Annotated in this window: 23 protein-coding genes; 9 read left to right on the top strand and 14 right to left on the bottom strand. The window is 73.9% G+C overall.

All coding sequences use genetic code 11. The features are described from left to right. Positions 1-24: 24 nt before the first annotated feature. From F1D97_RS07530 to efeB, 4 genes are all read left to right on the top strand, one after another. Entirely contained in the window at positions 25-555 is a 531-nt protein-coding gene (locus F1D97_RS07530; protein WP_236123223.1) for an NUDIX hydrolase, read from the top strand. 138 nt (positions 556-693) lie between these two features. Then, positions 694-1,554, top strand: a complete 861-nt coding sequence (gene efeU, locus F1D97_RS07525; protein WP_236123222.1) for an iron uptake transporter permease EfeU — start codon at positions 694-696, stop codon at positions 1,552-1,554. A gap of 42 nt (positions 1,555-1,596) precedes the next feature. Then, entirely contained in the window at positions 1,597-2,793 is a 1,197-nt protein-coding gene (efeO, locus tag F1D97_RS07520; protein ID WP_236123221.1) for an iron uptake system protein EfeO, read from the top strand. Position 2,794: 1 nt separating this feature from the next. Then, positions 2,795-4,162, top strand: coding sequence for an iron uptake transporter deferrochelatase/peroxidase subunit (efeB, locus tag F1D97_RS07515; RefSeq protein WP_236123220.1), 1,368 nt, complete (start codon positions 2,795-2,797; stop codon positions 4,160-4,162). Positions 4,163-4,169: 7 nt separating this feature from the next. Here efeB and F1D97_RS07510 read toward each other — a convergent pair whose 3' ends face one another. Then, the gene (locus F1D97_RS07510) at positions 4,170-4,961 is read right to left on the bottom strand and encodes a transglutaminase-like domain-containing protein (protein WP_236123219.1); all 792 of its coding nucleotides are present in this window, start codon (positions 4,959-4,961) and stop codon (positions 4,170-4,172) included. A gap of 61 nt (positions 4,962-5,022) precedes the next feature. Next, entirely contained in the window at positions 5,023-6,213 is a 1,191-nt protein-coding gene (locus tag F1D97_RS07505) for a TIGR04053 family radical SAM/SPASM domain-containing protein (protein WP_317618972.1), read from the bottom strand. Positions 6,214-6,303: 90 nt separating this feature from the next. Between F1D97_RS07505 and F1D97_RS07500 the strand changes: the two genes are divergently transcribed. Continuing rightward, positions 6,304-8,316: an endonuclease/exonuclease/phosphatase family protein gene (locus F1D97_RS07500; RefSeq protein ID WP_236123218.1), complete on the top strand. Its 2,013-nt coding sequence runs from the start codon at positions 6,304-6,306 to the stop codon at positions 8,314-8,316. Between the two features lie 12 nt (positions 8,317-8,328). Here the strand turns inward: F1D97_RS07500 and F1D97_RS07495 are convergent, their stop codons facing one another. Continuing rightward, positions 8,329-9,756 carry an NAD(P)H-quinone dehydrogenase gene (locus tag F1D97_RS07495; RefSeq protein ID WP_236123217.1) on the bottom strand — a complete coding sequence of 476 codons (1,428 nt, stop codon included), beginning with the start codon at positions 9,754-9,756 and terminating at the stop codon, positions 8,329-8,331. 117 nt (positions 9,757-9,873) lie between these two features. Here F1D97_RS07495 and F1D97_RS07490 point away from each other — a divergent pair, with 117 nt between their 5' ends. Both F1D97_RS07490 and F1D97_RS07485 read left to right on the top strand, forming a co-directional pair. Continuing rightward, positions 9,874-10,704 carry a purine-nucleoside phosphorylase gene (locus tag F1D97_RS07490; RefSeq protein WP_236123216.1) on the top strand — a complete coding sequence of 277 codons (831 nt, stop codon included), beginning with the start codon at positions 9,874-9,876 and terminating at the stop codon, positions 10,702-10,704. Positions 10,705-10,795: 91 nt separating this feature from the next. Then, the gene (locus tag F1D97_RS07485; protein WP_236123215.1) at positions 10,796-12,652 is read left to right on the top strand and encodes a phospho-sugar mutase; all 1,857 of its coding nucleotides are present in this window, start codon (positions 10,796-10,798) and stop codon (positions 12,650-12,652) included. Between the two features lie 66 nt (positions 12,653-12,718). Here the strand turns inward: F1D97_RS07485 and deoC are convergent, their stop codons facing one another. The 11 genes from deoC to F1D97_RS07430 form a co-directional block, all read right to left on the bottom strand. Next, positions 12,719-13,405: a deoxyribose-phosphate aldolase gene (deoC, locus tag F1D97_RS07480; protein ID WP_236123214.1), complete on the bottom strand. Its 687-nt coding sequence runs from the start codon at positions 13,403-13,405 to the stop codon at positions 12,719-12,721. Then, a complete protein-coding gene (locus tag F1D97_RS07475) occupies positions 13,402-14,490 on the bottom strand; it encodes an adenosine deaminase (protein WP_236123524.1) in 1,089 nt (362 codons plus the stop codon). Before F1D97_RS07475 ends, deoC begins: the two co-directional genes overlap by 4 nt. An 89-nt stretch (positions 14,491-14,579) precedes the next feature. Continuing rightward, entirely contained in the window at positions 14,580-14,813 is a 234-nt protein-coding gene (locus F1D97_RS07470) for a hypothetical protein (RefSeq protein ID WP_236123213.1), read from the bottom strand. Between the two features lie 101 nt (positions 14,814-14,914). Further along, entirely contained in the window at positions 14,915-16,204 is a 1,290-nt protein-coding gene (locus F1D97_RS07465; RefSeq protein ID WP_236123212.1) for a thymidine phosphorylase, read from the bottom strand. Next, the gene (locus F1D97_RS07460; RefSeq protein ID WP_236123523.1) at positions 16,201-16,551 is read right to left on the bottom strand and encodes a cytidine deaminase; all 351 of its coding nucleotides are present in this window, start codon (positions 16,549-16,551) and stop codon (positions 16,201-16,203) included. Before F1D97_RS07460 ends, F1D97_RS07465 begins: the two co-directional genes overlap by 4 nt. A 67-nt stretch (positions 16,552-16,618) precedes the next feature. Further along, a complete protein-coding gene (locus F1D97_RS07455) occupies positions 16,619-17,920 on the bottom strand; it encodes an ABC transporter permease (RefSeq protein WP_236123211.1) in 1,302 nt (433 codons plus the stop codon). Beyond that, positions 17,917-19,206: an ABC transporter permease gene (locus tag F1D97_RS07450; RefSeq protein WP_396022566.1), complete on the bottom strand. Its 1,290-nt coding sequence runs from the start codon at positions 19,204-19,206 to the stop codon at positions 17,917-17,919. Before F1D97_RS07450 ends, F1D97_RS07455 begins: the two co-directional genes overlap by 4 nt. Further along, the gene (locus F1D97_RS07445; RefSeq protein ID WP_236123210.1) at positions 19,203-20,831 is read right to left on the bottom strand and encodes an ABC transporter ATP-binding protein; all 1,629 of its coding nucleotides are present in this window, start codon (positions 20,829-20,831) and stop codon (positions 19,203-19,205) included. Before F1D97_RS07445 ends, F1D97_RS07450 begins: the two co-directional genes overlap by 4 nt. Before the next feature lie 90 nt (positions 20,832-20,921). After that, positions 20,922-22,043 (bottom strand): BMP family lipoprotein, encoded by a 1,122-nt coding sequence (locus tag F1D97_RS07440; RefSeq protein WP_236123209.1) that lies wholly within the window; start codon positions 22,041-22,043, stop codon positions 20,922-20,924. A gap of 379 nt (positions 22,044-22,422) precedes the next feature. After that, the gene (locus F1D97_RS07435; RefSeq protein WP_236123521.1) at positions 22,423-23,589 is read right to left on the bottom strand and encodes an amidohydrolase; all 1,167 of its coding nucleotides are present in this window, start codon (positions 23,587-23,589) and stop codon (positions 22,423-22,425) included. Positions 23,590-23,744: 155 nt separating this feature from the next. Continuing rightward, positions 23,745-24,878, bottom strand: coding sequence for a mannose-1-phosphate guanylyltransferase (locus F1D97_RS07430; RefSeq protein ID WP_236123208.1), 1,134 nt, complete (start codon positions 24,876-24,878; stop codon positions 23,745-23,747). A gap of 366 nt (positions 24,879-25,244) precedes the next feature. Between F1D97_RS07430 and sdhC the strand changes: the two genes are divergently transcribed. Together sdhC and F1D97_RS07420 are read left to right on the top strand one after the other, a co-directional pair. After that, the gene (gene sdhC / locus F1D97_RS07425; RefSeq protein ID WP_232514820.1) at positions 25,245-25,580 is read left to right on the top strand and encodes a succinate dehydrogenase, cytochrome b556 subunit; all 336 of its coding nucleotides are present in this window, start codon (positions 25,245-25,247) and stop codon (positions 25,578-25,580) included. Next, positions 25,580-26,038: a succinate dehydrogenase hydrophobic membrane anchor subunit gene (locus tag F1D97_RS07420; protein ID WP_236123207.1), complete on the top strand. Its 459-nt coding sequence runs from the start codon at positions 25,580-25,582 to the stop codon at positions 26,036-26,038. Before sdhC ends, F1D97_RS07420 begins: the two co-directional genes overlap by 1 nt. The last annotated feature ends 5 nt before the right edge of the window (positions 26,039-26,043 follow it).

The following is a 26,043-nucleotide window of genomic DNA, read 5'->3' as shown; positions in this document are numbered from 1 at the left end:
GACCCGGACGACGAGCCCCGCCGGATGACCGACCTGCCCCGCCACGCGCCCGCGCCGGGCGACGGCTGGGTCGAGTGCGCGTGCGGCGCACGGCACTGGGGGCTGCACGGCGCCGCGGGCCTGCTGGTCGGGCGCCGCGCGGCGGACGGGCGGCTCACGCACGTGCTGCTGCAGCACCGCGCGCCGTGGAGCCACCACGGCGGCACGTGGGGCATCCCGGGCGGCGCGCGCCAGCCGCACGAGGACGCGACCGCTGCCGCGCTGCGTGAGGCGGGCGAGGAGGCCGGCGTCCCCGCGGACGCGGTGCGCCCCTACGCGTCGCACGTGCTCCGGCACCCGGACTGGTCGTACACGACGGTGCTGGCCGACGAGGTGCGCGAGCTCGACGCGCGGCCCACGGACGCCGAGTCGCTCGCGATCGCGTGGGTCCCGGTCGAGCAGGTCGCGACGCTCGACCTGCTCCCCGCGTTCGCGGACGCCTGGCCCGCACTGCTCGCCGCGGTCCCGAACGTCCCCGGGGCATCGGACGGCGACGGGGCCTGCGGTCCCGCGTGACAGGAGACACATCCCGAGGGTGCTCCACGGGCTCCCGTCGCGCCGTGCGCCGGGTGTAACCTCGCGAATCGTGTGAGGTAAGCCTGACCTCACCTCGCGGCGGTCGGCGCCGCGGACGCACGCACCCGAACGGTCACCATGGTCGCGAACTTCCTCATCGGCCTGCGCGAGGGGCTCGAAGCCGCCCTCGTCGTCAGCATCCTCGTGGCCTACCTGGTCAAGACCGGCAGGCGCGACCTGCTGCCCGCGCTGTGGGGCGGCGTCGCCGTCGCCGGGGGCGTCTCGCTCGCGTTCGGCGCGCTGCTCACGTTCGGCCCCAAGGGGTTGTCGTTCGAGGCGCAGGAGGCGATCGGCGGCACGTTGTCGATCGTCGCGGTCGGGCTCATCACCTGGATGATCTTCTGGATGGCGAAGACGGCCCGCCACCTCAAGGCGGACCTGCAGCACAAGCTCGACGACGCGATCGCGGCCGGCAAGGGCGCGGTCGTCGTCATGGCGCTGCTCGCCGTGGGCCGCGAGGGCCTCGAGACCGCGCTGTTCCTCTGGGCCGGCGCGCAGGCGACGTCGACGGGCACGAGCGCGCCGCTCGTCGGCGCCGCGCTCGGCATCGCGGTGTCGGTCGTGGCGGCGTGGCTCATGTACCGCGGCGCGGTGCGGCTCGACCTGCGCCGGTTCTTCGCGTGGACGGGGCTGTTCCTGGTCCTCGTCGCGGCCGGCGTGCTGTCCTACGGCGTGCACGACCTGCAGGAGGCGGGCATCCTGCCGGGCCTGAGCTCCCTCGCGTTCGACGTCTCCGCGAGCATCCCGCCGTCGTCCTGGTACGCGACGCTCGCCAAGGGGATCTTCAACTTCACGCCCGCGACCACCTGGCTGCAGCTCGTCGCGTGGACCGCCTACGTGTCCGTCGTCCTGACGGTGTTCGTCCGCACCACGTGGGGCCGTTCGCCCGCACCGAAGCCCACGGCGCCCGCCGCCGTCGCCTCCGCCGCGACGTCCTGACGCCTGCTCCCTGAACACCGCACCAGCACCCTGAGGAGACCCATGTCCCGCTCACGCGTCGGCGCGCTCGCGCTCGTCGCCCTCGTCCTGCCGCTCGCCGCGTGCGTCGACAACGACCCGGGCCCGGCCGCGTCGGGCGCGCCCGAGCGCGCGCTGACCGTGAGCAGCACGCAGGACGCGTGCGACGTCTCGTCGGCCACGGCGCCGAGCGGCACGCTGACGTTCGCGGTGACGAACGACGGCTCCGACGTCACCGAGTTCTACCTGCTCGGCGAGGACGGCCTGCGCGTCGTCTCCGAGGTGGAGAACATCGGCCCGGGCCTCACGCGCGACCTCGTCGTGCAGGTGCGCCCCGGTACCTACTACACGGCCTGCAAGCCCGGCATGGTGGGCGACGGCATCCGCGCGGAGTTCACCGTGACCGACTCGGGTGAGGCGGTCGGCCCCACGGGCGACGCCGCCGAGCAGCTCGCCGCCGCGGAGGACCAGTACGTCGCGTACGTCAAGGACCAGGTCGGCGCGCTCATCGCGGGGACGCAGGAGTTCGCGGACGCGTACAAGGCCGGCGACGACGAGAAGGCGCGTGAGCTCTACGCGGCGACGCGCGTGCACTGGGAGCGTGTCGAGCCCGTCGCGGAGTCGTTCGGCGACCTCGACCCGCTGACCGACGCGCGCGAGGCCGACCTCGAGGACGGCCAGACGTGGAGCGGCTGGCACTACATCGAGAAGGACCTGTGGCCCCCGCTCGCGGCGGACAACGGCGGCACCGAGTACGTGCCGCTGACCGACGCGGAGCGCACGAAGGCGGCCGACGACCTCGTCGGCTGGACGCAGGACCTCGTCGACCAGGTCAACGACCCGGCGTTCACGTTCGAGGCGTTCCAGATCTCCAACGGCGCCAAGGAGCTGCTCGACGAGGTCGCGACCGGCAAGGTCACGGGCGAGGAGGAGATCTGGTCGCACACCGACCTGTGGGACTTCCAGGCGAACGTCGACGGGGCGCGCCTCGCGTACGAGGTGCTCGAGGACGTCGTCGAGGAGGCCGACCCGGACCTCGCGGCGACGCTGACCGAGCGGTTCGCCGCGCTCGAGGGGCTGCTCGCCGAGCACGGCTCGGTCGAGGAGGGCTTCACGTCCTACGACGAGCTGACCGCGCAGCAGGTCAAGGAGCTCTCGACCGCGGTCGACGCGCTCTCCGAGCCGCTGTCCCGGCTCACCGCCGTCGTCACGGGGGTCTGACGTGACCGGCACCGAGCAGACCCCCGAACCCGGCCCGCGCGGCGTCACGCGTCGCGCGCTGCTCGGCGGCGGGCTGCTCGGTGCCGCCGCCGTCGGCGCCGCGGGGTTCGTCGGCGGGCGCGCGACCGCCACGACCGGCGACGGCACCGCGTCGGGCACCGCCGCGGCCGGGACGTACCCGTTCACCGGCCGCCACCAGGCGGGCATCGTCACACCCGCGCAGGACCGCCTGTACCTCGCCGCGTTCGACGTGACGACCGACGACCGCGAGGACCTCGTCGCGCTGCTGCAGCGCTGGACGACCATCGCGGCCCGCCTCACGCAGGGCCTGTCCGCCGGTCCGTTCGGCGCGGCGTCCGGCCCGTACGACGCGCCGCCCGACGACACGGGCGAGGCCGCCGACCTGCCGGCCGCGGGGCTGACGATCACGTTCGGGTTCGGCCGCTCGCTGTTCGTCGCGGCGGACGGCACCGACCGGTTCGGCCTCGCGGACCGCCTGCCCGACGCGCTCGTCGAGCTCCCGCACTTCCCCGCCGACGCGCTCGACCCGGCACGCAGCGACGGCGACCTCGTCGTGCAGGCGTGCGCGGACGACCCGCAGGTCGCGGTGCACGCGATCCGCAACCTGTCGCGCGCCGCGTTCGGGGCCGCGACGATCCGCTGGACGCAGCTCGGGTACGGGCGCACGTCGTCGACGACGACCGCGCAGAGCACGCCGCGCAACCTGTTCGGGTTCAAGGACGGCACCGCCAACCTCAAGGCCGAGGAGGGCGACGCCCTCGAGCGGCACGTGTGGGTGGGCGAGGACGCCGCCGCGGCCGACTCGCACGACTCGTCGTGGCTCGTGGACGGCACGTACCTGGTCGCGCGACGCATCCGCATGCAGATCGAGACGTGGGACCGCACGTCGCTGCGCGAGCAGGAGGCGCTCGTCGGGCGCACCAAGGGCGAGGGCGCTCCCCTCTCCGGCGGCGAGGAGTTCACCGAGCCCGACTTCGAGGTCACCGGGCGCGAGGGCGCACCGCTCGTCGCGCTGAACAGCCACGTCCGGCTCGCGCACCCCACGCAGAACGACGGGGTGCGGATGCTGCGCCGCGGCTACAACTTCACCGACGGCAACGACTCGCTCGGGCGGCTCGACGCGGGGCTGTTCTTCATCGCGTTCGTGCGCGACCCGCGCACGCACTACATCCCGATGCAGACCACGCTGTCGCGTGACGACGGGCTCATGGAGTACCTGCAGCACACGGGCTCGGGGCTGTTCGCGGTGCCGCCGGGCATCCCGGACGGGTCGCTGCGCACGGGCAGCGACGGCACGCCGATCACGACGAGCGACAGCCCGTTCGTCGGGCAGGCCCTCTTCTCCTGAGGCGGGCTCAGCCGAGCGTCACGAGCGTGCGCACGTCGTCGTCGGGCAGGTCGTCGACGACCGCGCTGACGTGGAAGTCCGTGAGGTCCGCCGCGCCTCCGTGCACGGACAGGAAGGCGGTGTCCGACGCGTCGCGCCCGGTCGCGACGCGGACCAGCGTCGAGCGCGGCGCGAGCGTCGTCGCGTCGACGACGCGCCACGCGTCGTCGACCCACGCCTCCGCGACCGCGTGCAGGTCCATCGGGTCCAGACCGGGCGCGTACACGCCGACGAGCCGCGCGGGCACGTCGAGCGCCCGCAGCAGCGCGACGACGAGGTGCGCGAAGTCCCGGCACACGCCCTGCCGCGCGAGCAGCGTGCGCACCGCGCCGTCGGTCGGAAGGCTCGACCCGGGCACGTACGCCAGGCGCGTGCCGACCCACGACGACACGGCGGCGAGCAGGTCCTGCCCCACGAGCCCGGCGAACTCGGCGCGCGCGGTCGGTCCGAGCGAGTCGGACTCGCAGTACCGGCTGGGCCGCAGGTAGCGCAGGCGCTCGGCCTCGCTCGCCTCGGGCGGCGTGGCGCGGCCGCGCACGGTCGCGGAGTAGTCGACGACGAGCGTGCCGGGGTCGGCGTCGAGCACGTGCAGCCGCGTGCCGTGCTCGTCGGGCACCTCGCGGGCGGTGAGCGGGGCACCGTCGAGCGTGATGTCGAGGCGCTCGTCGGCGTCGTGGCCCGCGGCGACCGCGACGGCGAGGGCCAGCGTCGCGGGGGCGGACACGTCGAGCGTCAGGTGGGCGGAGACGTCGCGCAGCATGACGACGAGTGTGCGGGCAGCACCCGGACCGCGCACCCGCTCAGGGGCGTCGTCCCGCAGGTCAGGACGCCAGCAGCGCCGCGACGTCGTCGGCGTACGGGAACGAGCCGGGCTCGTAGGCGCACAGCGGGTCGGACGCGTACGGGTCGCCGGCCGTCGCGTAGGCACGCGACCGCGAGCCGCCGCACACGCGGGAGAACTCGCACGCGCCGCACCGCCCCGTCAGCCGCGTGGAGTCCCGCAGCCCGGTGAACAGCTCGGAGGAGCGGTAGATCTCCGTGAGCGGCTGCTCGCGCACGTCACCCGCCGAGACGGGCAGGAACCCCGACGGGTGCACGGTGCCGACGTGCGAGACGAACACGAACCCGTAGCCCGCGTTGACGTTGACCGGGGGCCGCCGCGCGCGCACGCCGTCGCCCCAGCCGAACGCCGCCGTGCGCTCGGTGAGCTCGGCGTACAGGTCGCCCAGCCCGAGCACCGCGACGTGGTCCGCACCGCGCTCGGCGAGCACCGCGCGCTGCAGCGACACGCGCCGGAAGTGGTGGCCCTCGGTGGTCTTGACGGGGACGTAGGGGCCCAGGTCGTACAGGTAGTTCATGACGTCCTCGGCCTGCTGCGCGCTCAGCGCGCCGAGGTCCACGCCGCGGCCCATCGGGACGAGCATGAACGCGCTCCACGTCATCGCGCCGTGCTCGCGCACGAGCGCTGCGAGGTCCGGCAGCTCGTGCACCGTCCGGCTCGACATCGTCGAGTTGACCTGGACCTTCATCCCGAGCTCGCGCGCCGTCGCCCACGCCTGCACCGTCCGCTCGAACGTCCCCGGCACGCGCCGGAACCCGTCGTGCACCTCGGCCGTCGCGCCGTCGAGCGACAGCGACATCGCGGTCACGCCCGCCTCCTGGAGGCGCACGAGCGCGGCACGGTCCAGCTTCGCCGTGCCCGACGGCGACACCGCGACGGCGAGCCCGAGCGCCCGGCCCCGACGCACGAGCTCGTCGAGGTCCTCGCGCTCGAAGCAGTCGCCGCCCGTGATGACGAAGATCGGCGACGGCCGCCCGAACGCGGCGACCTGGCGCATGAGCTCGGTGGCCTCGTCGGTGTCGAGCTCGCGCGGGTGCCGGCGCGGCTGCGCCTCGGCCCGGCAGTGCACGCACGACAGCGCGCACGCACGCGTCGCCTCCCAGATCACCAGGAGCGGCCGGTCCGCCGGGTCGTGGCGGACGGTTCGGACGACGGGGCCGTGCGGGCGCATAGGCCGCATCATGGGCCCATCCGGGTGGTCCGGACCGGGACGTGCGTCCCGCGACGGCCGTGGGCAGCGGCGGCGCGTAGCCTTCGGCCCGTGACGAGCGACGAGACGCACGAGGAGCGTGCACCGGGTTCCGACGACGGACGCACCCCCGACGGCCTCACGGCCCGCCCGCCGGACGACGGCACCCCGACGCGCGTCTGGCTGCTCGCGGCGCTCGTCGTCGCGACGCTCGAGCTCGTGCGCGCGAGCGGCCCGCTGCTCGACCACGCGTTCGCGTCGGGCGTCGTCACCGTGGGCGTCACCGCGCTCGCCACCTACGCCGCCGCGGGGCTCGTCGCGGGCGGGCTGCTGCTCGCCACGCGCGCGCCGGGCGGGATCCCGAGCGGCCGCACGGTGATCGCGGGCGCGGCCGTCCTGGCGGTCCTGCGGGTCGTGCTGCAGGCGCTCGACGGCGACGCGCGGTACTGGCTGGGGCTGGTGTCCGTCGCCTGGGCCGTGGGCGTGCTCGTCCTCGCGACCGCGTTCGTCGCGGGCCGCACGTCCGGCCCGCGGCACGCCGCGCTCGGGCTCGTCGTCGGCTGCGGGCTGTCCGCGGGGCTGCAGGTGCTGCTGGGCACGTGGGACGCGGTGTGGCGCTCGTCGTGGGTCGGGTGGGTCGTCGCGGTCGTCGTCGCGCTCGCGCCGCTGGCCGCGTTCCGCGTCACGGCCGGCGGCACGGGAGCGGGCGCCCCCGCGACGAGCTGCCCGCGCCGGCTGTGGGCCGTCGGGCCGTTCCTCGCGATCGCCGTGATGATCGGCGCGAACCCCGCGTTCCTCGCGTCGCAGTCCGGCATCGCGCTCGGCTGGGCCGGGGTCGCGGTGGTCGCCGCGACCGGGCTGGGCGGCTGGCTGCTGCTGCGGCCCGACCGCTGGCCGGGTGCGGTGCGCGTCGGGGCCGCCGTGCTCGTCGTCGTGGCCGTCGCGCTCGCGATGCTCGCCTCGGGCGTCGCCGCGCTCGTCGCCGTCGTCGTGCTGGACGTGGTGCTCGCCGTCGTGCTCGTCGGGACGCTGTCCGTGCGTCGTCCCGCGCCGCTCGGGACGTGGCGCGCCGCGGGGGCCGCGGCACTCGCCGGGCTCGGTGTGATCGTGCCGCTGCTGGGCTACATGATCGACTACGACGTCCCGCTGCCGTTCGACAACGCGTACGTGCTGGTCGCCGCCGCCGTGGTCGTCGCGGTCACGGGTCTGCACCACCGCACGCCGCTGCCCTCGGGGACGCAGCCCGAGCCCGAGCTGCAGCAGCCCGCGCGCGTGCGCGCCTCGCGCCTGCTGCTCGTCCCGCCGGTCGTGCTCGCGCTCGTCGGCCTCGTGCCGTCGACGACGAGCACGCACGGCTCCGACGTGCCCGCGCGGGCCGCAGGCGACGAGCTCACGGTCGTGAGCTGGAACCTGCACTACGGCGTCTCGCCGTTCGGCGGCGTCGACCTCGAGGCCGCCGCGGCGACCATCGAGGACGCGGGCGCCGACGTGGTGCTGCTCCAGGAGGTCGAGCGTGGCTGGGTGCTGGGCGGCGGCGCGGACATGGCGACGTGGCTCGCGCGGCGCCTCGGCATGACCGTCGAGTACGCGCCCGCCGCGGACCGCCAGTTCGGCAACGCGGTGCTGGCCCGCTCGGGCCTGACGGACGTCGCGGTGACCGTGCTCCCGTACGGCGCCGGGCCGCAGGGCCGCTCGGCGGTCTCTGCGACCGTGACGACCGCCGCGGGCGAGACCGTGCGCGTGACGTCGGTGCACCTGCAGCACCGCGCCGAGAACACCCCGACGCGCCTCGACCAGCTCGCGACGCTGCTCGACGCCGAGCCCGTCACCGGGCCGAGCGTGCTCGGCGGCGACCTCAACGCCCAGCCCGGCTGGCCGGAGATCGAGCTGCTCACCGATGCGGGCTGGGTCAGCGCGGTCGACGAGGTCGGCGACCCGGACGTGCTGACGTCGCCGTCGGACGCGCCCGCCGAGCGGATCGACTGGGTGTTCGGCCAGCAGGTCGCGTTCGCGTCGGCGGACGTGCTGACCGACGTCACGACGAGCGACCACTTCCCGCTCGTCGTGCGCGTGACGATCCCCTGAACCGGCGGCGCGTCAGTCCGCCGCGCGGTGGTGCAGCGTGCGCGCGACCTCCGCGAGCGTGCCGGACATCGACGGGTACACCGTGATGACCTGCGCGACCTGGTCGGCCGACAGGCGGTGCGTGATCGCGAGCGCGAGCGGGAACACCGACTCCGACGCGCGCGGCCCGACGAGCACCGCGCCGAGCACGATGCCCGCGCCGCGGGTCGCGAAGATCTTGACGAAGCCCTCGCGCACGCCGAGCATCTTCGCCCGCGGGTTGCGGGTCAGCGGCAGCGTGCTGACCTCGTACGCGAGCCCCTCCTCCTGGAGGCGCTGCTCCGAGTAGCCGACGGTCGCGATCTCGGGCGCGGTGAAGATGTTCGCCGCGACCGCGCGCAGGGACAGCGGCATGACCGCGTCGCCCAGCGCGTGCGACATCGCGATACGCCCCTGCGTCGCCGCGACCGACGCGAGCGGCAGCACGCCCGTGACGTCGCCCGCCGCGTACACGCCGCGCACGCTCGTGCGCGAGACCTTGTCGACCTCGATGTGCCCCGACGGCGACAGACGCACGCCCGACTCCTCGAGGCCGAGCCCGCTCGTCGTCGGGATCGACCCGACCGCGAACAGCACGTGTGTGCCCTCGACCTCGCGCCCGTCGGCGAGCGTCACGACGACCCCGTCGGCGGTGCGGCGCGCGCCCGCGGCCCGCGAGCGCGACAGCACCGTCATGCCGCGCTGCTTGAACACCTGCTCGATGAGCTCGGCGGCGTCGCCGTCCTCGCCGGGGAGCACGCGGTCGCGCGACGAGACGAGGGTGACGTCCGCGCCGAGCGACGTGTACGCGCCCGCGAACTCGGCACCCGTGACGCCCGAGCCGACGACGACGAGCTTCTCGGGCAGCGCGGGCAGGTCGTACAGCTGCGTCCAGGTGAGGATGCGCTCGCCGTCGGGTCGCGCCTCGGGCAGCTCGCGCGGGCGCGCGCCGGTCGCGACGAGCACGACGTCCGCGTCCAGCGTCCTCTCGCCGCCGCCGTCGACGAGGTCGACGACGACGCGCTGCGGGCCGTCGAGCCGCCCGCGGCCGAGCACGACGTGCACGCCCTCCTTCTCCAGGCGCCCGCGGATGTCCGCGGACTGCGCGGCCGCGAGCGCCTTGACGCGCGTGTTCACGGCGCCGAGGTCGATGTGGTGGCCGTGGTCCTGGCTCAGGCCGCTGCGGATCCCGAGCTCGGGCGCGCGGTCGGCGATCGTCATCCACTCCGCGGTCGCGATGAGCGTCTTGGACGGGACCACGTCCGTGAGCACCGCGGACCCGCCGAGCCCCTTCTCCTCGACGACCGTGACGTCCGCGCCCAGGCGCCGCGCGACGAGGGCGGCCTCGTAGCCTCCGGGGCCGCCCCCGACGATGACGACGCGGGTGTCGGGCAGGGCGTTGGTGCCGGGGGGTGTGCTCACGTCGGCAATTCTGCCCGGTCACCGCCCCCACCTCCTGGTGAGCACCCGCGTGAGGCTCGGCACGTCCCGCGCGCCGCGGACGCGTCACCGGGTACGACGAGGGTTAGCGTTCTCGTCATGAGCGACGTCCTGGACCTCGACGACCCGACCACCGACCCGTTCGACGTGGCCCGCGCGGCCGCGGAGCACCTCGCGCAGGCGACGGGGGTGGCGCGCCACGACGTGGCGCTCGTGCTCGGCTCGGGCTGGGGTGGCGCGGCCGACCTGCTGGGCGAGACGGTCGCCGAGGTCGCGAGCACCGACGTCCCGGGGTTCTCGGCCGCGGCGGTGCACGGCCACGTCGGCACGATCCGCTCGGTGCGCATCGGCGACACGGGCAGGCACGCGCTGGTCCTGGGCTCGCGCACGCACCTGTACGAGGGCAAGGGCGTGCGGCGCGTCGTGCACGGGATGCGCACGGCCGCGGCCACGGGCGCGACGACGGTCGTCCTGACCAACGGCTGCGGGGGCCTCAACCCCGCGTGGGGCCCGGGCACGCCCGTGCTCATCAGCGACCACCTCAACCTCACGGCGACGTCGCCCCTGGAGGGCGCGACGTTCGTCGACCTCACCGACCTGTACTCCGCGCGTCTGCGCGGCCTCGCGCGCGAGGTCGACCCGTCGCTCGACGAGGGCGTGTACGTCCAGTTCCGCGGGCCGCACTACGAGACGCCCGCCGAGGTGCGGATGGCCGGGCGGCTCGGCGGTGACCTCGTCGGGATGTCGACGACGCTCGAGGCGATCGCGGCGCGCCAGGCGGGGCTCGAGGTCCTGGGCATCTCGCTCGTGACGAACCTCGCGGCCGGCATCAGCGAGCAGCCGCTGTCCCACGAGGAGGTCCTCGAGGCGGGTCTGGCGGCCGGTCCGCGCATCAGCGCGCTGCTCGCCGACATCATCCGGCGCCTCTGACCGGACCTCGCGAGCCGCTACCGCGCGCGCCGCGCGGCGGGGCGGGACGTTCGGTTCGTGCGCAGCCGTACTGGTCAGTACGTTGGGAGCCATGAGCGCCGACGACGCGTGGGAGGACCTCAAGGCCCGGGTCGAGGCATGGATCGCCGACGACCCGGACCCCGAGACGGCGGACGAGCTGCGCGAGCTGCTGCGGCTCGCGCAGGAGTCACCGCCCGGGCTGCAGGAGGGCGCCGAGCCGGACCTCGAGCAGCTCACGGTGCTGCGCGCCGCGAGGCACGCGCGCGCCGAGCTCGCCGACCGGTTCTCCGGCCTGCTGCAGTTCGGCACGGCGGGGCTGCGCGGCGCGATCGCGGGCGGCCCGCACCGGATGAACCACGCGGTCGTCATCCGCGCCGCGTCCGGACTCGCGGACTACCTGCTGGGCGAGCTCGACGGCCTCACGCCGCCGCCGCGCGTCGTCGTCGGCTACGACGCGCGTCGCAAGTCCGAGCAGCTCGCACGGGACACCGCGTCCGTGCTGACGGCCGTCGGCATCGAGGTGCTGCTGCTCCCCCGCCCGCTGCCGACCCCGCTGCTCGCGTTCTCCGTGCGCCGGTTCGACGCCGACGCGGGTGTCATGGTCACCGCGTCGCACAACCCGCCGCAGGACAACGGCTACAAGGTCTACCTGGGCGGACGCGTCGTGACGGACAGCGGCCAGGGCGCGCAGATCGTGCCGCCCGCGGACGCGGCGATCGCCGCCGAGATCGCGCGGGTGCCGTCCGTCGCGTCGGTGCCGCGGGCCGACCACGGCTGGACCGTGCTGGGCGACGACGTCGTCGACGCGTACGTGGACGCGACGCTGCGGCTCGCGGACCCGACGACGCGCGCGGTGGCCGGGGACCTCAAGATCGTCCTGACCCCGCTGCACGGCGTGGGCGGGGCGGTCGCGCAGCGGGTGCTCGCCGAGGCCGGGTTCACCGACGTGCTCGTCGTCCCGGAGCAGGCCGAGCCTGACGGCCGGTTCCCCACGGTCGCGTTCCCCAACCCGGAGGAGCCGGGTGCGATCGACCTCGCGCTGGGCCTGGCGTCCGACGAGGGTGCGGACCTGGTGATCGCGCTCGACCCGGACGCCGACCGGTGCGCCGTCGCGGTGCAGGACCCGCGGGCGCGCGCGTACCGCGGCCCGGACACCGCGGCCGCCGAGGGATGGCGCATGCTGCACGGCGACGAGACCGGCGCGCTGCTCGGCCAGGCGATGGCCGACCGCCTCGCGGCCGACGGCGGTCCGCTCGACCCCGAGGCGGCGTTCGCGAGCTCGATCGTGTCCTCGCGGCAGCTCGCGCAGATCGCGCAGGCCGCCGGCGTGCGCCACGTGCAGACGCTCACGGGCTTCAAGTGGCTCTCGCGCGTCGATGGGCTCGTGTTCGGCTACGAGGAGGCGCTCGGCTACTGCGTCGCGCCCGGGACGGTGCGTGACAAGGACGGCATCTCCGCCGCGCTGCTCGTCGCGGGCCTCGCCGCGCGGCTCAAGGCGTCCGGGAGCTCGCTGGTCGACGCGCTTGACGACCTGGCGCGCGCGCACGGCCTGTACCTCACCGGCCAGGTGTCGGCCCGCTACGACGACCTCGCGGCCATCCCCGCGACCGTCGGGCGGGTCCGTGCCGAGCCGCCGACGACGCTGGGCGGGGCGGCCGTGACGCGCGTCGTCGACCTCGCGCGCGGCACCGACGAGGAGCGCGGCGGCCTCCCGCCGACCGAGGGGCTGCGGCTCGACGCCGCGGACGGCACGCGCGTGGTCGTGCGCCCGTCGGGCACCGAGCCCAAGGTGAAGTGCTACCTCGAGGTCATCGAGCCGGTCCTCCCCGACGCGGACGACGCCGCCGTGGGCAAGGCCCGCCACCACGCGCGCGAGCGCCTGGACGCGGTCGCGGCCGACGTCCGGCAGGCCCTCGGCATCGCCTGAGACGCGACGGGTGGAGAACCGCTCGCCTGGTGAGCGTTTCTCCACCCGTCGCGCGAGCGGGTCGGCTCAGTAGGCCGACTCGGACTCCAGGCCCGCGAGGACCGCCGCCGTGCCCGAGAGGCCGAGGCGCGTCGCGCCCGCCTGGATCATCGCCAGCGCGTCGCCCGCGGTGCGGATGCCGCCGGACGCCTTGACGCCCAGGCGGCCGCCCACCGTGTCGGCCATGATGCGCACCGCGTGCACCGACGCACCGCCCGCCGGGTGGAAGCCCGTGGACGTCTTGACGAAGTCCGCGCCGGCCGCCGCGGCGGCCTTGCACACGTGCACGATCTCGTGGTCCGTCAGCGCGGCGGACTCGATGATGACCTTGAGCACCGCGGGCGCGGGGATCGCGGCGCGCACCGCGGCGATGTCCGCCTGCACGTCCTCGAACCGCTGCTCCTTGGCCGCGCCGACGTCGATCACCATGTCGACCTCGTCGGCGCCGTCCGCGACCGCACGCGCGGCCTCGGCGGCCTTGACCTCGCTGTGGTGCTTGCCCGACGGGAAGCCGCACACCGTGGCGACCTTCAGCCCGGGCGCACCCGAGACGTCGACGGGCAGGAACGACGGCGACACGCAGATCGAGTACACGCCGAGGCGGGCCGCCTCGGCGACGAGCGCGTCGACGTCCGCCCGGGTGGCCTCGGGCTTGAGCAGCGTGTGGTCGACGAACTGGGCGAGGGCCGCTGCGTCGAGCGGGTCGTGGGTCATGCGCGGTGCCTTCCTCCCCGGGCCGCGGCGTACGCGGGCCGGATCACTTGGTCGATGAGCGCGGCGCGCTCGTCGTGGTGGAGGAACGCCTGCGCGGCCGCGGTGACCGCGACGTCCTCCAGGTCGTGCAGCGTCCACCCGGCCTGCTCGACCAGGAGCGTGAGCTCGCGGCCGAGCGTCGTGCCGGACTGCAGCCGGTTGTCGGTGTTGACGGTCACCGCGAAGCCGAGGCGTCGCAGCCGCGTCACGGGGTGCTCCGCGACCGAGGCCGCGGCGCCCGTCTGGACGTTCGACGACGGGCAGACCTCGAGCGCGAGGCGCTGGTCGCGCACCCAGTGCGCGACCGTCCCGAACCGGTCGCCCAGGTCGTCGGCGCTCACGTCGTCGACGAGCCGCACGCCGTGGCCCAGGCGCAGCGCGCCCTCCGCGACCGCGTCGGACACGGACCCGACGCCCGCGGCCTCGCCCGCGTGCAGCGTGAACGGCAGGTGCGCCCTGCGCAGCATCGCGAACACCTCGGGGTGCGCGGACGCGGGGAACCCGTCCTCAGGCCCGGCAAGGTCGAACCCGACCACACCCTCGTCACGGTTCGCGATCGCCAGCTCGGCGACCTCCGCCCACCGGTCGAGGTGGCGCATCGCGCACAGCACGGTCTGCGCGCGGATCGGTGTGCCGGCCTCGCGCACCTGCGCGACGCCCTCGTCGACACCCGCGCGCACGGCGTCCACGACGTCCTGCAGGCTCAGCCCGCCGGCCAGGTGCTGCTCGGGCGCGTAGCGCAGCTCGGCGTACACGACGCCGTCCGCGGCGAGGTCGAGCACCGCCTCGCGCGCGACCCGGCGCAGCGCGTCGGCCGTCTGCAGCACCGCGACGGTGTGCGTGAACGTCTCGAGGTACCGCTCCAGGGACCCGGCCGAGGCCGCGTCGACGAACCACGCCGCGAGCTCGTCGGGATCCGTGGCGGGCAGCTCGTGCCCGACCTGCGCGGCCAGCTCGACGATCGTCGCGGGGCGCAGCCCGCCGTCGAGGTGGTCGTGCAGCAGCACCTTCGGCAGGGAGGGGATCAGGCCGACGAGCGCCCGCACCGCCTCGTCGGCGACGCCCGCCTGCTCCCCCGGCTGCTCGCCGGCCGGCTCGTCCTTCTGCTCGTGCTGCTTCTCGTCCTTCTTCTTCGTCACGCCTCGTCCTCGTCGTCGTCCAGGGGGACCTCGGTGTCCTGCTCGACGACGTCCGCCTCGTCGGCGGCGCCGTCACGGTCCGGCCGCGCGAAGTCCGGCACGTACTCCTCCGGGTCCGGCGCGTCGGTGGGCCGGTCTGTCTCGTCGTCGGTCAGCCGGGCGGGGACGGCCGGGTCCGCGGGCTCGAGCCCCGCGTCTCGCCAGGCGTCAGGTCCAGGCAGCGTGCTCATCGCGTCCTCCTCGTCGCCGGGTCGTCCTGCCCATCCTTCTCCCGTGCCCTGCCCGCCGCCAGTGGGCCTTCGGCCCTGGTCAGGAGCCGGTCCGGCGGCTCTCAGGCGGTGATGCGGCCGAGCACCAGCGGCCCCGCGCCGGGCGTCCCGGCGGGGTCGACGACGACGCCGCCGTCGAGCGCCTCGCGCGCGCGGGCGAACCGCTCCGGGGTGTCCGTGTGCAGCGTGAGCAGCTTCTGGCCCGCGGTGACCCGCTCGCCCGGTCGGACGTGGATCTGCACGCCCGCACCGGCCTGCACCGGGTCCTCCTTGCGCGCGCGGCCCGCACCGAGCCGCCACGCCGCGATGCCGACCGCGTACGCGTCCAGCGTGGTGAGCACGCCGTCGGCCTCCGCGACCACGTCCTGCGTCTCGCGGGCGACCGGAAGCGTCGCGTCCGGGTCGCCGCCCTGCGCGGCGATCATGCGGCGCCACACGTCCATCGCGCGACCGTCGGCGAGCGCCGCCTCCGGGTCCGCGTCGGGGCGGCCCGCGGCGTCGAGCATCTCGCGCGCCAGGGCGAGCGTGAGCTCCACGACGTCGGCCGGTCCCCCGCCCGCGAGCACCTCGACGGACTCGCGGACCTCGAGCGCGTTGCCCGCGGTGAGACCCAGCGGCGTCGACATGTCGGTGAGCAGCGCGACGGTCGTGACGCCCGCGTCGGTGCCGAGCTCGACCATGGTGCGCGCGAGCTCGGTCGCGCGGTCGAGGTCCTTCATGAAGGCACCCGAGCCGACCTTGACGTCGAGCACGAGCGAGCCCGTGCCCTCGGCGATCTTCTTGCTCATGATCGACGACGCGATCAGCGGGATCGCCTCGACCGTGCCTGTGACGTCGCGCAGCGCGTACAGCTTGCGGTCCGCGGGTGCGAGACCCGAGCCGGCCTGGCAGATGACCGCACCGACGTCGGCGAGCTGGCGCATCATCTCGTCGTTGCTGAGCGCGGCCCGCCAGCCGGGGATGGACTCGAGCTTGTCGAGCGTGCCGCCCGTGTGGCCCAGTCCGCGGCCCGAGAGCTGCGGCACCGCGACGCCGAACACCGCGACGAGCGGCGCGAGCGGCAGCGTGATCTTGTCGCCCACGCCGCCGGTCGAGTGCTTGTCGGCGGTCGGCCGGCCGAGGTCCGCGAACGACATGCGCTCGCCCGACGCGATCATCGCGGCGGTCCACCGCGCGATCTCGGCGCGGTCCATCCCGTTGAGCAGGATCGCCATGTTGAGCGCGGACATCTGCTCGTCGGCCACCACGCCGCGCGTGTACGCGTCGATGACCCAGTCGATCTGCGCGTCGCTCAGCCGCCGCCCGTCACGCTTCGCGACGATGACGTCGACCGCGTCGAACTGCTCGCTCATGCCCGCTCCTCCAGGTCGGCGGGCCCGAACGCGTCGGGCAGCACCTGGTCCATGGTCCGGATGCCCGAGACGGTCTCCAGGACGAGACCCGGGCCGCCGTGCTCGAACAGGAGCTGGCGGCAGCGCCCGCACGGCATGAGCACGTTGCCGTGCCCGTCCACGCACGTGAACGCCACCAGCCGACCGCCGCCCGACATGACGAGCGCCGAGACCAGCGAGCACTCCGCGCACAGCGTGACGCCGTAGCTCGCGTTCTCGATGTTCGCCCCGCAGACCACGCGACCGTCGTCGACGATCGCGGCGGCCCCGACGGGGAACCTCGAGTACGGGACGTACGCCTTGCCCATCGCCTCCGTGGCGACCGCGCGCAGCGCGTCCCAGTCCACCTCTGCCTGCGTCACTGCACTGCCTGCCTCACTTGACGTACGGGATGCCCTCGGCCGCCGGCGGGCGCACCCGGCCGACGAGCCCGGCGACCGCGAAGATCGTCACGACGTACGGCGTCATGAGCATGATCTGCGACGGGATGGGAGTGCCGATGATGCCGAGCACCACCTGCAGGTTGTCGGAGAAGCCGAACAGCAGCGCGGCGGCGAGCGCCCCGACGGGGTTCCACCGGCCGAGGATCATCGCGGCCAGCGCGATGAACCCCTTGCCACCGGTCATCTCCTTGCCGAACGCGAGGCCCGCCGCGACGGTGAAGAACGCACCGCCGAGACCGGCGACCGCGCCGCCGAGCAGCGTGGCGCGCATGCGCGTGCGGTTGACCTTGATGCCGACCGTGTCCGCGGCCTTGGGGTGCTCGCCGACGGACCGCAGGCGCAGGCCCCAGCGGCTGCGGAACAGGAACACCTGCAGCAGGATCACGACGACGTACATGACGTAGACCAGCGCGGTCTGCCGGAACAGCACGGGCCCGACGACCGGGATCTGGCTCAGCACCGGGATGTCGATCGACTGCAGCTTCGGCGGCGAGTTGAACGTGGCCGCGTCGTTCTTCAGCACCGTGGAGAACAGGTAGCTGGTCACGCCGACGACCAGCACGTTGAGCACGACGCCGACGATGATCTGGTTCACCACGTAGCGGATCGAGAACAGCACGAGCAGCGCACCGACGAGCGCACCGGCGATCGGCGCGGCGACCAGGCCCGCGTACGCGGACTGCGTGATCGAGGCGACCACCGCCGCGAGGAACGCGCCCGCGAGCAGCTGGCCCTCGATGGCGACGTTGACGATGCCGGACCGCTCGCACAGCGTGCCCGCGAGCGCGCCGAACACCAGCGGGATCGCGAGGAACAGCGAGCCCTGCAGCAGACCCGTGAGCGGCATGGGCGACGCCTTGCCGGCGTCGGCCCACGTGAGGAAAGCCAGCACGACGGCGATGCCGAACAGGATCGGCAGCCACACGCCGACCTTCCGGCGCCGGCTGGTCGCCCAGTACGAGTACGCGGCGAGCGCGATCGCGACGAGCGACAGGACGATCGCGGTGAGCTTGGACGGCACCGTGATCGGGTCGATCGTGACGAAGTCCTTGCTCGTCGAGACCGTGAACGTCGAGTCCTGCCCGCCGTCGGGCAGCAGCCCGAACAGCACGAGCGACAGGACGCCGACGACGCCGTACCCGATCGGGGCCTTCCAGGAGATCGGGGGCAGCGGCTTGGCCTGAACCGGCGCGGCGCCCGAGGGCGTCGGACGGTCGGTCGTCGGGGCGCTCACGCGGCCACCTCCTTCGTCGTCGCGCGGGGCGTGCGCTCGCGCTTGCTGCCAGGGGCCGGCAGGTGGAAGACCGAGCGGACCAGCGGCGGCGCCGCGATGAACAGCACGACGAGCGACTGCACGACGAGCACGACGTCGATCGGCGTGCCCGTGCGCGCCTGCATCGCGAACCCGCCCGCACGCAGCGCGCCGAACAGCAGACCGGCGAAGAACGTGCCGAGCGGCTTGGACCGGCCGAGCAGCGCGACCGTGATCGCGTCGAAGCCGAAGCTGGCGGCCACGTCGGCCGTGAGGACCTTGTCGGTGCCGAGCACCTGCGCGGAGCCGCCGAGGCCGGCGAGCGCGCCCGCGACGACCATGACCCACACGTACGACGAGTTCACCGAGATGCCGGCGGTGCGTGCGGCGTGCGCGTTGGAGCCCACCGCACGGAACTTGAAACCGATGGTCGAGCGGCTCATGAGCCACCAGACGAAGACCGCCGCGAGCACCGCGACCACGAAGCCCCCGTGCAGGCGGAACTGCCCGCCCAGCAGCGCCGGGTACTGCGCCGAGCCCGGCACGGGCGGCGAGATCGGGTTGGTGCTGCCGGGGTTCTTCAGCACCGACGTCGTCAGCAGGTACGCGACCAGGTAGATCGCGATGTTGTTGAGCATGATCGTGACGATCACCTCGTGCGCACCCGTGCGCGCCTTGAGGAAGCCCGCGATCCCGGCCCACAGACCACCGGCGACCGCTGCGGCCAGCATCGCGACGAGCAGGTGCAGCACGGGCGGCAGGTCGAGGTGGAACGCGACCCACCCGGCACCGATCGCGCCGAGGATGATCTGGCCCTGCGCACCGATGTTGAACAGGCCGGCGCGGAACCCGATGCCGAGGCCGAGTCCCGCGAGGATCAGCGGCACCGACGTCGTCATCGTCTCCGTCAGCGGCTTGATCGACGCCGCGAACGTGTCCTTGCTCGGGTCGTACACCGCACCGTGGAACAGCGCGACGTACGCGCTGGACACGGCGTCCCACGCGGCGCTGATCGTGTCCATCGGCTTGGAGAAGAAGTAGCCGGCGGCCTTCTGGACCTCCTCGTCCGCCGCGGCGATGAGCAGGCCCGACAGGACGAGCGCGAGCACGACCGCGAGGACCGTGACGAGCCACCCGCTCGACAGGATCTCCCGCAGCACCGTGCTGCTGCGCGGCTCGGGCTGCTCCTTCGTCGTCGTGACGGCCGGCGTGCCCGCGTCCGCCGGCGGCGGCACCTGCGCGTCGGGAAGTGGCGGCGTGGTGCTCACCGGTCTGCCTCCTGGGTGGGGTCCTGCTGCGCGTCGTCGGCGGCCGGGACGTCGGGGGCGGCGTCGGCCACGAGGTCCGCCTCGCCCAGCGCCGTGTGGTGCGTGGCCGCCTGGACCTGGGCCTCGGCGAGCGGCACGCCCGCCATCATCAGGCCGAGGACGTCGCGGTCGGTGTCGCCGGGCACGGTGCCGACGATCCGCCCGCGGTACATCACGACGATCCGGTCGGCCAGCGCGAGCACCTCGTCGAGCTCGGTGGACACGATGATCACGGGGGTGCCGTTGTCGCGCTCCGCGACGACCCTCTTGTGCACGAACTCGATCGACCCGACGTCGAGGCCGCGCGTGGGCTGCGACGCGATGAACAGCCGCAGCGGGCGGCTCATCTCGCGCGCGAGCACGACCTTCTGCTGGTTGCCGCCCGACAGGGTGCCTGCTGCCGCCTCGATCGACGGGGTGCGCACGTCGAACTCGACCGTGCGGTGCTCGGCGTTCGCGCGGACCTTCGCGAGGTCCATCTGCACGCCCTTGGCGAACGGCTCCTCGTCGTGCAGGTCGAGGACCAGGTTCTCGGCGACGGAGAACTCGGCGACGAGCCCGTCGACCGTGCGGTCCTCGGGCACGAACCCGACGCCCGCGCGCAGGACCTCCTTGACGCTGCGGCCGACCAGGTCGGCGCCGTCGAGCCGCACGGACCCGGTGACGGGCTTCTGCAGGCCGAGGATCACCTCGGTGAGCTCGGTCTGCCCGTTGCCCTGGACGCCGGCGATCGCGACGATCTCGCCGCGCGCGACGTCGAAGCTCACGTCGTCGACCTGGCGGACGCCCGCGGGGTCGATGACGGTCAGGTGGCTCACCTCGAGGCCGACCTCGCCCGGTCGGGCCGGGGCCTTGTCGACGCCGAGGGAGACCGAGCGCCCGACCATGAGGGACGCGAGCTCGGTCTCGGTCGAGGTGGGCTCGGCGGTGCCGACGACCTTCCCGCGGCGGATCACGGTGATCTTGTCGGCGACCGCGCGCACCTCGCGCAGCTTGTGCGTGATGAAGACGATGGACGTGCCCGACTCCTTGAGCTGGCGCATGATCGCGATCAGCTCGTCGGTCTCCTGCGGCGTGAGGACCGCGGTGGGCTCGTCGAGGATGAGGACCTCGGCGCGGCGCGAGAGCGCCTTGATGATCTCGACGCGCTGCTGCGCGCCCACGGGCAGGTCCTCGACGAGCGCGTCGGGGTCCACGTCGAACCCGAAGCGGTCGGAGATCTCCCGCACCGTGCGGCGGGCCTGCGCGAGGTCGAGGATGCCGCCGCCCTTGACGGGCTCGTGCCCGAGGGCGACGTTCTCCGCGACCGTGAACACCGGCACGAGCATGAAGTGCTGGTGCACCATGCCGATCCCGGCCGCCATCGCGTCGCCGGGTCCGACGAACGTGCGTGTCGTGTCGTCGAGCAGGATCTCGCCCTCGTCCGGGTCGTACAGCCCGTAGAGGACGTTCATGAGGGTGCTCTTGCCGGCGCCGTTCTCGCCGAGCAGGGCGTGGATCTCGCCGGGCTCGATCACGAGGTCGATGTGGTCGTTCGCCACCAGCGCGCCGAACCGCTTGGTGATGCCCCGCAGCTCGAGCTTCACGAGGTCACGCTCCTTCGCGTCGTTGCTGTGCAGATTAGCCGCAGGGCACGACGGTGGCCCGGGCACCCGCCCGGGCCACCGTCGTCACCGTCAGTTCTGGCTCGGCGACTCGACCTTCAGCTCACCGCTGATGATCTGCTGCTTGAGCTCCTCGACGCGGGTCTTGACCTCGTCGGAGACCTTCGAGTCGAAGTCGTGGAACGGCGCGATGCCGATGCCACCGTTCTCCAGCGTGCCGACGTACGGCTCGGCGGAGAAGCTGCCCTCGGCCGACTCCTTGACCGTGTCGAAGACGGCCGCGCCGATCTCCTTCATGACGGAGGTCAGGACGATGCCCGAGTAGTCGGGGGCGGTGAGGAACCAGTCGGCGTCGACGCCGATGAACGCGACGTCGCCGGCGTCCTTCGCGGCGGCGGCGGCGCCGAGGCCCACGGGGCCCGCGACCGGCATGATGACGTCCGCGCCCTGGTCGATGAAGCCCTTGGCGAGGTTCTGGCCGTTCGACTGGTTCTCGAAGTCACCCGTGAACGAGCCGGTCTGCTTGTCCTTGTCCCAGCCGAGCACCTTGACCGTCTTGCCGGCGTCGGTGTTGTACTGCGCGACACCGTCGGCGAAGCCGTCCATGAAGATCGAGACCGACGGCAGCTGGATGCCGCCGAACGTCGCGACCGTGCCCGTGGTGCTCGTGCCCGCGGCGACGTAGCCGGCGAGGAACGCGGCCTCCTGCGTGTTGAACAGCAGGGGCTTGGCGTTGTCCAGGGTCACCGGGTTGAACTCGGCGTCGCTGAACGAGGAGTCGATGAGCGCGAAGTGCACGTCGGGGTTCGCCTCGGCCGCGGCCTGGATCGGGTCCTCGAGGAGGAAGCCGACGCCGATGATGAGGTCGCAGTCGTCCGCGATCATCTGGTCGATGTTGGGCGTGAAGTCCGTCGCCGCGGTCGACTCGACCATGTTGATCTGGACGCCCAGCTCGTCGGCCGCACGCTGCAGGCCCTCGGCACCGGACTGGTTGAACGACTTGTCCTCGAAGCCGCCGGAGTCGGAGACCATGCAGGCCTTGAAGTCGACCTCCTCGGGCGCGGCCGCGGTGGTCTCGCCGCCGGTCGCCCCCGCCCCGGGCGTCGTGTCGTCGTCGTCGGGGGCGCTGCCACAGGCCGTGAGCGCGAGGGCGACCGCCCCGCTGAGCGCGGCCACACGGATGAGCTTCTTCACGCGTGTCTCCTGGGTTCTCGTCAGAGCACCGACCCTGCGCCTCGGGGGAACGGGCCGCTCAGGGGCGCACGTGCGGGGCACGTGCGGTCGCTGCGCGGCGGGTGCACGGCGAGGTCGCACGGGCCGGTCGATGGTTCGGACTCTAGTGAGCGCCGGATGACGCGCATGTTACCGGCGAGTATCGCTGCAGGTTCCGTTACCGAGTTGGGACATCAGCCCAGGTGACGGACGTGCCGTCTCACGATGCGGCCGCCGCGGACCGGTCCGTGACGGACCTTCCGGACGCCGGGGGTCACTCGTGTCAACCCGTGCGGGTCCACCCCGACCGAGACGATCCGGACGCGACGCAGGACGCCGCGCAGGACGCAGCCACAGGACGTCAGGTGCGCGGCGTCCCCGCGACCACCGCGGCACGCGCCAGGAGCAGCGCACCGGCCTCGACCGCGCGCTCGTCGACCACGAGGTCGCCCTGGTGGATGTCGTACGTCCGGCCCCCGGGCGTGCGGGTGCCCAGGCGCGCCATCGCGCCCGGCACCTTCGTCAGGTACCAGGCGAAGTCCTCACCCCCGAGCGACTGCTCGGTGAGGTTCACCGAGTCGGGTCCGAGCACGTCGCGCGCGGCCGCCTCGAGCACACCGGTGGCACGCTCGTCGTTCTCCACCGGCGGGACGCCGCGCTGGTGGCGGATCTCGACCTCGACGTCGTACGGCGCGACGACCTGCTCGACCGCGTCGTGGAACACCTGCGACGCCGCCTCCCACGCGCGCACGTCGAGGCAGCGCAGCGTGCCGCGCACCGTCCCGGTGCCGGGGATGACGTTGTGCGCGACGCCGGCCTGCACCGCGCCCCACGTGAGGTTGACGCCCGAGCGCGGGTCGAGCCGGCGCCCGAGGATCGCGGGGACCTGCGTGACGACCTGCGCGAGCGCGAACACCAGGTCGCCCGTGAGGTGCGGGCGCGACGTGTGCCCGCCCGCACCCGAGAACACGACCGTGACCTCGTCGCTCGCCGACGTGATGGGTCCGATGCGCGTGCCCACCTGACCGACGTCGACCTTCGGGTCGCAGTGCACCGCGAAGATCTGGGACACGCCGTCGAGCGCACCCGCCGCGATCACGTCGAGCGAGCCGCCCGGCTGCACCTCCTCGGCCGGCTGGAAGACGAGCCGCACGCCGGTCGCGAGCTCGCCCGCGGCGGCGAGCTCCGCGAGCGCGAGCCCCGCGCCGAGCACGACGGTCGCGTGCACGTCGTGGCCGCACGCATGCGCGACCGACCGGTGGGTCGAGTGCCACGGCAGCCCGCACTCGTCGGTGACGGGCAGCGCGTCGAGATCGGCGCGCAGCGCGATCCGCCCGCGTCCGGTCTGCGCGTGCGACGGGCCGATGTCGCACACGAGCCCGCTGCCCGGCAGCACGTGCGGCGTCAGCCCCGCGAGGCGCAGCCGCTCGGCGACCACGCGCGTCGTGCGCTCCTCGGTGCGGGCGAGCTCGGGGTGCGCGTGCAGGTCACGGCGGATCTCGACGAGCTCGTCGCGCAGCGAGTCCATCAGCCGCGTCAGGCGCAGCACCGGCGCGGACGTGGGCGCCGGGCGCAGCGAGTCGAGCGACGGGACGACGACGGACGACGAGGTGGGCACGTGGCGAGGTTATCCCCGCCCGCTGCGGCACTGCCCGAGGTGTCCGCGAGCGCGCACGCGTCGGGTCAGAGCAGGTCCTCGCGGCCCGCCGCGCGCCAGCCGTCGACGGCCGACTTGACCTGCTGCGCGTGGGCGCGCGTCGTCACGAGCAGCGCGTCGGGCGTGTCGACGACGACCGCGTCGGCGAGCCCGACGACCGCGACCGTGCGTCCCGCGGCCGGCACGACGAACGCGTCGTCCGACCCGACGCGCAGCACGGCGGCGTCGTCGCCGAGCGTCGCCGACGGCAGCAGCTCCGCGAGCGACGCGAAGTCGCCCACGTCGTCCCACCCGAAGTCCCCCGGCACGACGGCCACGCCGCCCGCCGCGGCGACCGGCTCGGCGATCGCGTGGTCGATCGCGATCTTCGTCAGCCCCGGCCACACGCGCTCGAGCACGGCGTCGCGCTCGGCGGTGTCCCACGCGGCGCCGATCTCGCGCAGGCCCGCAGCGAGCGCCGGGATCTGCTGCGCCAGGTGGTCGAGCAGGACCGCGGCCTTCACGACGAACATGCCCGCGTTCCACCGGTAGTCGCCGGTTGCCAGGTACTCGGCGGCGGTCTGCGCGTCGGGCTTCTCGGTGAAGCCCGCGACGTGCCGCGCGCTCGGCGCGTCCGCGACCCCCAGGTCGTCGGCCGACCGGATGTAGCCGAACGCGGTCGACGGACCCGTCGCGGTGATGCCGATCGTCACGACGAACCCCTCGCGCGCGGCCGCGACGGCCTCGCGCACCGTGCGCTCGAACGCCTGCGTCCCGTCGATCACGTGGTCCGCGGCGAACGAGCCGATCACGACGTCCTCGCCGTGCCGCTCGAGCAGCACGGCCGCGGCGAGCCCGATCGCCGCCATCGAGTCGCGCGGAGAAGGCTCGACGAGCAGCCGCCCGCCGTCCTCGCCTGCGCCGAGGGTGGGGACCTGCTCCGCGACGGCCCGCGCGTGCCGCACGCCCGTCACGACGACGACCCCGGACTCGCCCGTGAGCGGCGCGAGCCGGTCCACGGTGGCCTGCAGCAGCGTGCGGCCCGAGCCCGTGAGGTCGAGCAGGAACTTGGGGTGGCCCGCGCGCGACAGCGGCCACAGGCGCGTACCGGCCCCGCCCGCGGGGACGACGGCGTGGAAACCGGGGATGCGGCCGGACGACGGTGCGGCGGTATCGGACATGCGCGACAGGTTAGCCCGAGCCCGTCGGCCGCCCCCGGCCGCGGGAGCCGACCGTCGAGCCGACGGTCGAGCCGGGTGCGCGACCGACCCGCGCGGGGGGGGCGGGGACAACCGGGCACAAGCCCCCGCGATCGACCCTCGTCGTCCCAGTCTGTGGACTTTCTCACAGGCAGGACCTTGGGCCCAGCCCCGTGCGATCGGCCTTGGGGGGGTCTATACAGTGAGGGGAAACACCCAGGGACGAGGCCGTCCCACCCCCTGACTCGCCAGGAGGCACTTCCCGTGTCCGCAGCGCCCACCGCGCCCGCCTCGCCCCCGGCGAGGAAGAAGGCGCCCGTCGGCACCCTCTACCGCGGGCGTGAAGGAATGTGGTCGTGGGTCGCGCACCGCGTGACCGGCGTCGCCATCTTCTTCTTCCTTCTCGTCCACGTGCTCGACACCTCGCTCGTGCGCGTCTCGCCCGAGGCGTACAACGAGGTCATCGGCACGTACAAGAACCCGGTCATGGGACTCGGCGAGGCCGGCCTCGTGGCGGCGATCGTGTTCCACGCCTTCAACGGCATCCGGATCATCCTCGTGGACTTCTGGGCCAAGGGCCCGAAGTACCAGCGGGTCATGCTCTGGGTCGTGATCGGCCTGTTCGTCGTGACCATGGCGGGCTTCCTGCCGCGGCACCTCATGCACGTCTTCGGGGGTGAGTGATGACGACGATCGCCGACCCCAAGGCCCCTCGCCCGCCGCGCGCCCGTCCGTCGCGCCTGACCACGCGCGGCAACACCGAGCTGTACGGCTGGGTGTTCATGCGCGCCTCCGGCGCACTGCTGATCGTGCTGATCTTCGGGCACCTGTTCATGAACCTCGTCGACGGCGAGGGCATCTCGGCGATCGACTTCGGGTTCGTCGCCGGCAAGTGGGCGTCGCCGCTGTGGCAGGTCTGGGACCTGCTGATGCTGTGGCTCGCGATGATCCACGGCACCAACGGCATGCGCACGCTCGTGAACGACTACGCGTCCAAGGACACCACCCGCCTGGTGCTCAAGGGCCTGCTGTACTTCGCGTTCGTCATCGTGGTCGTCCTCGGCACGCTCGTGATCTTCACGTTCGACGCGTGCCCGGCCGACGCGCCGCTGGACCTGCTGCCCTCGTTCTGCACCGCCTGACGCCC

Source organism: Cellulomonas palmilytica (genome assembly GCF_021590045.1).
Classification (GTDB): Bacteria; Actinomycetota; Actinomycetes; order Actinomycetales; family Cellulomonadaceae; genus Cellulomonas; species Cellulomonas palmilytica.
Note: the sequence above shows the minus strand (reverse complement) of the source record. Positions and strands in the feature narration are given on the sequence as shown.

What these genes read in the sequence shown, in the direction of transcription:
- efeO (WP_236123221.1), top strand. Translation starts at nt 1,597, where the DNA reads ATGTCCCGCTCACGCGTCGGCGCGCTCGCGCTCGTCGCCCTCGTCCTG.
- F1D97_RS07430 (WP_236123208.1), bottom strand. Translation starts at nt 24,878, where the DNA reads ATGTCCGATACCGCCGCACCGTCGTCCGGCCGCATCCCCGGTTTCCAC.
- sdhC (WP_232514820.1), top strand. Translation starts at nt 25,245, where the DNA reads ATGTGGTCGTGGGTCGCGCACCGCGTGACCGGCGTCGCCATCTTCTTC.
- F1D97_RS07465 (WP_236123212.1), bottom strand. Translation starts at nt 16,204, where the DNA reads ATGAGCGAGCAGTTCGACGCGGTCGACGTCATCGTCGCGAAGCGTGAC.
- F1D97_RS07510 (WP_236123219.1), bottom strand. Translation starts at nt 4,961, where the DNA reads ATGCTGCGCGACGTCTCCGCCCACCTGACGCTCGACGTGTCCGCCCCC.
- F1D97_RS07530 (WP_236123223.1), top strand. Translation starts at nt 25, where the DNA reads ATGACCGACCTGCCCCGCCACGCGCCCGCGCCGGGCGACGGCTGGGTC.
- deoC (WP_236123214.1), bottom strand. Translation starts at nt 13,405, where the DNA reads ATGACCCACGACCCGCTCGACGCAGCGGCCCTCGCCCAGTTCGTCGAC.
- F1D97_RS07420 (WP_236123207.1), top strand. Translation starts at nt 25,580, where the DNA reads ATGACGACGATCGCCGACCCCAAGGCCCCTCGCCCGCCGCGCGCCCGT.
- F1D97_RS07485 (WP_236123215.1), top strand. Translation starts at nt 10,796, where the DNA reads ATGAGCGCCGACGACGCGTGGGAGGACCTCAAGGCCCGGGTCGAGGCA.
- F1D97_RS07470 (WP_236123213.1), bottom strand. Translation starts at nt 14,813, where the DNA reads ATGAGCACGCTGCCTGGACCTGACGCCTGGCGAGACGCGGGGCTCGAG.
- efeU (WP_236123222.1), top strand. Translation starts at nt 694, where the DNA reads ATGGTCGCGAACTTCCTCATCGGCCTGCGCGAGGGGCTCGAAGCCGCC.
- F1D97_RS07490 (WP_236123216.1), top strand. Translation starts at nt 9,874, where the DNA reads ATGAGCGACGTCCTGGACCTCGACGACCCGACCACCGACCCGTTCGAC.
- F1D97_RS07460 (WP_236123523.1), bottom strand. Translation starts at nt 16,551, where the DNA reads ATGGGCAAGGCGTACGTCCCGTACTCGAGGTTCCCCGTCGGGGCCGCC.
- F1D97_RS07505 (WP_317618972.1), bottom strand. Translation starts at nt 6,213, where the DNA reads ATGCGCCCGCACGGCCCCGTCGTCCGAACCGTCCGCCACGACCCGGCG.
- F1D97_RS07435 (WP_236123521.1), bottom strand. Translation starts at nt 23,589, where the DNA reads ATGGACTCGCTGCGCGACGAGCTCGTCGAGATCCGCCGTGACCTGCAC.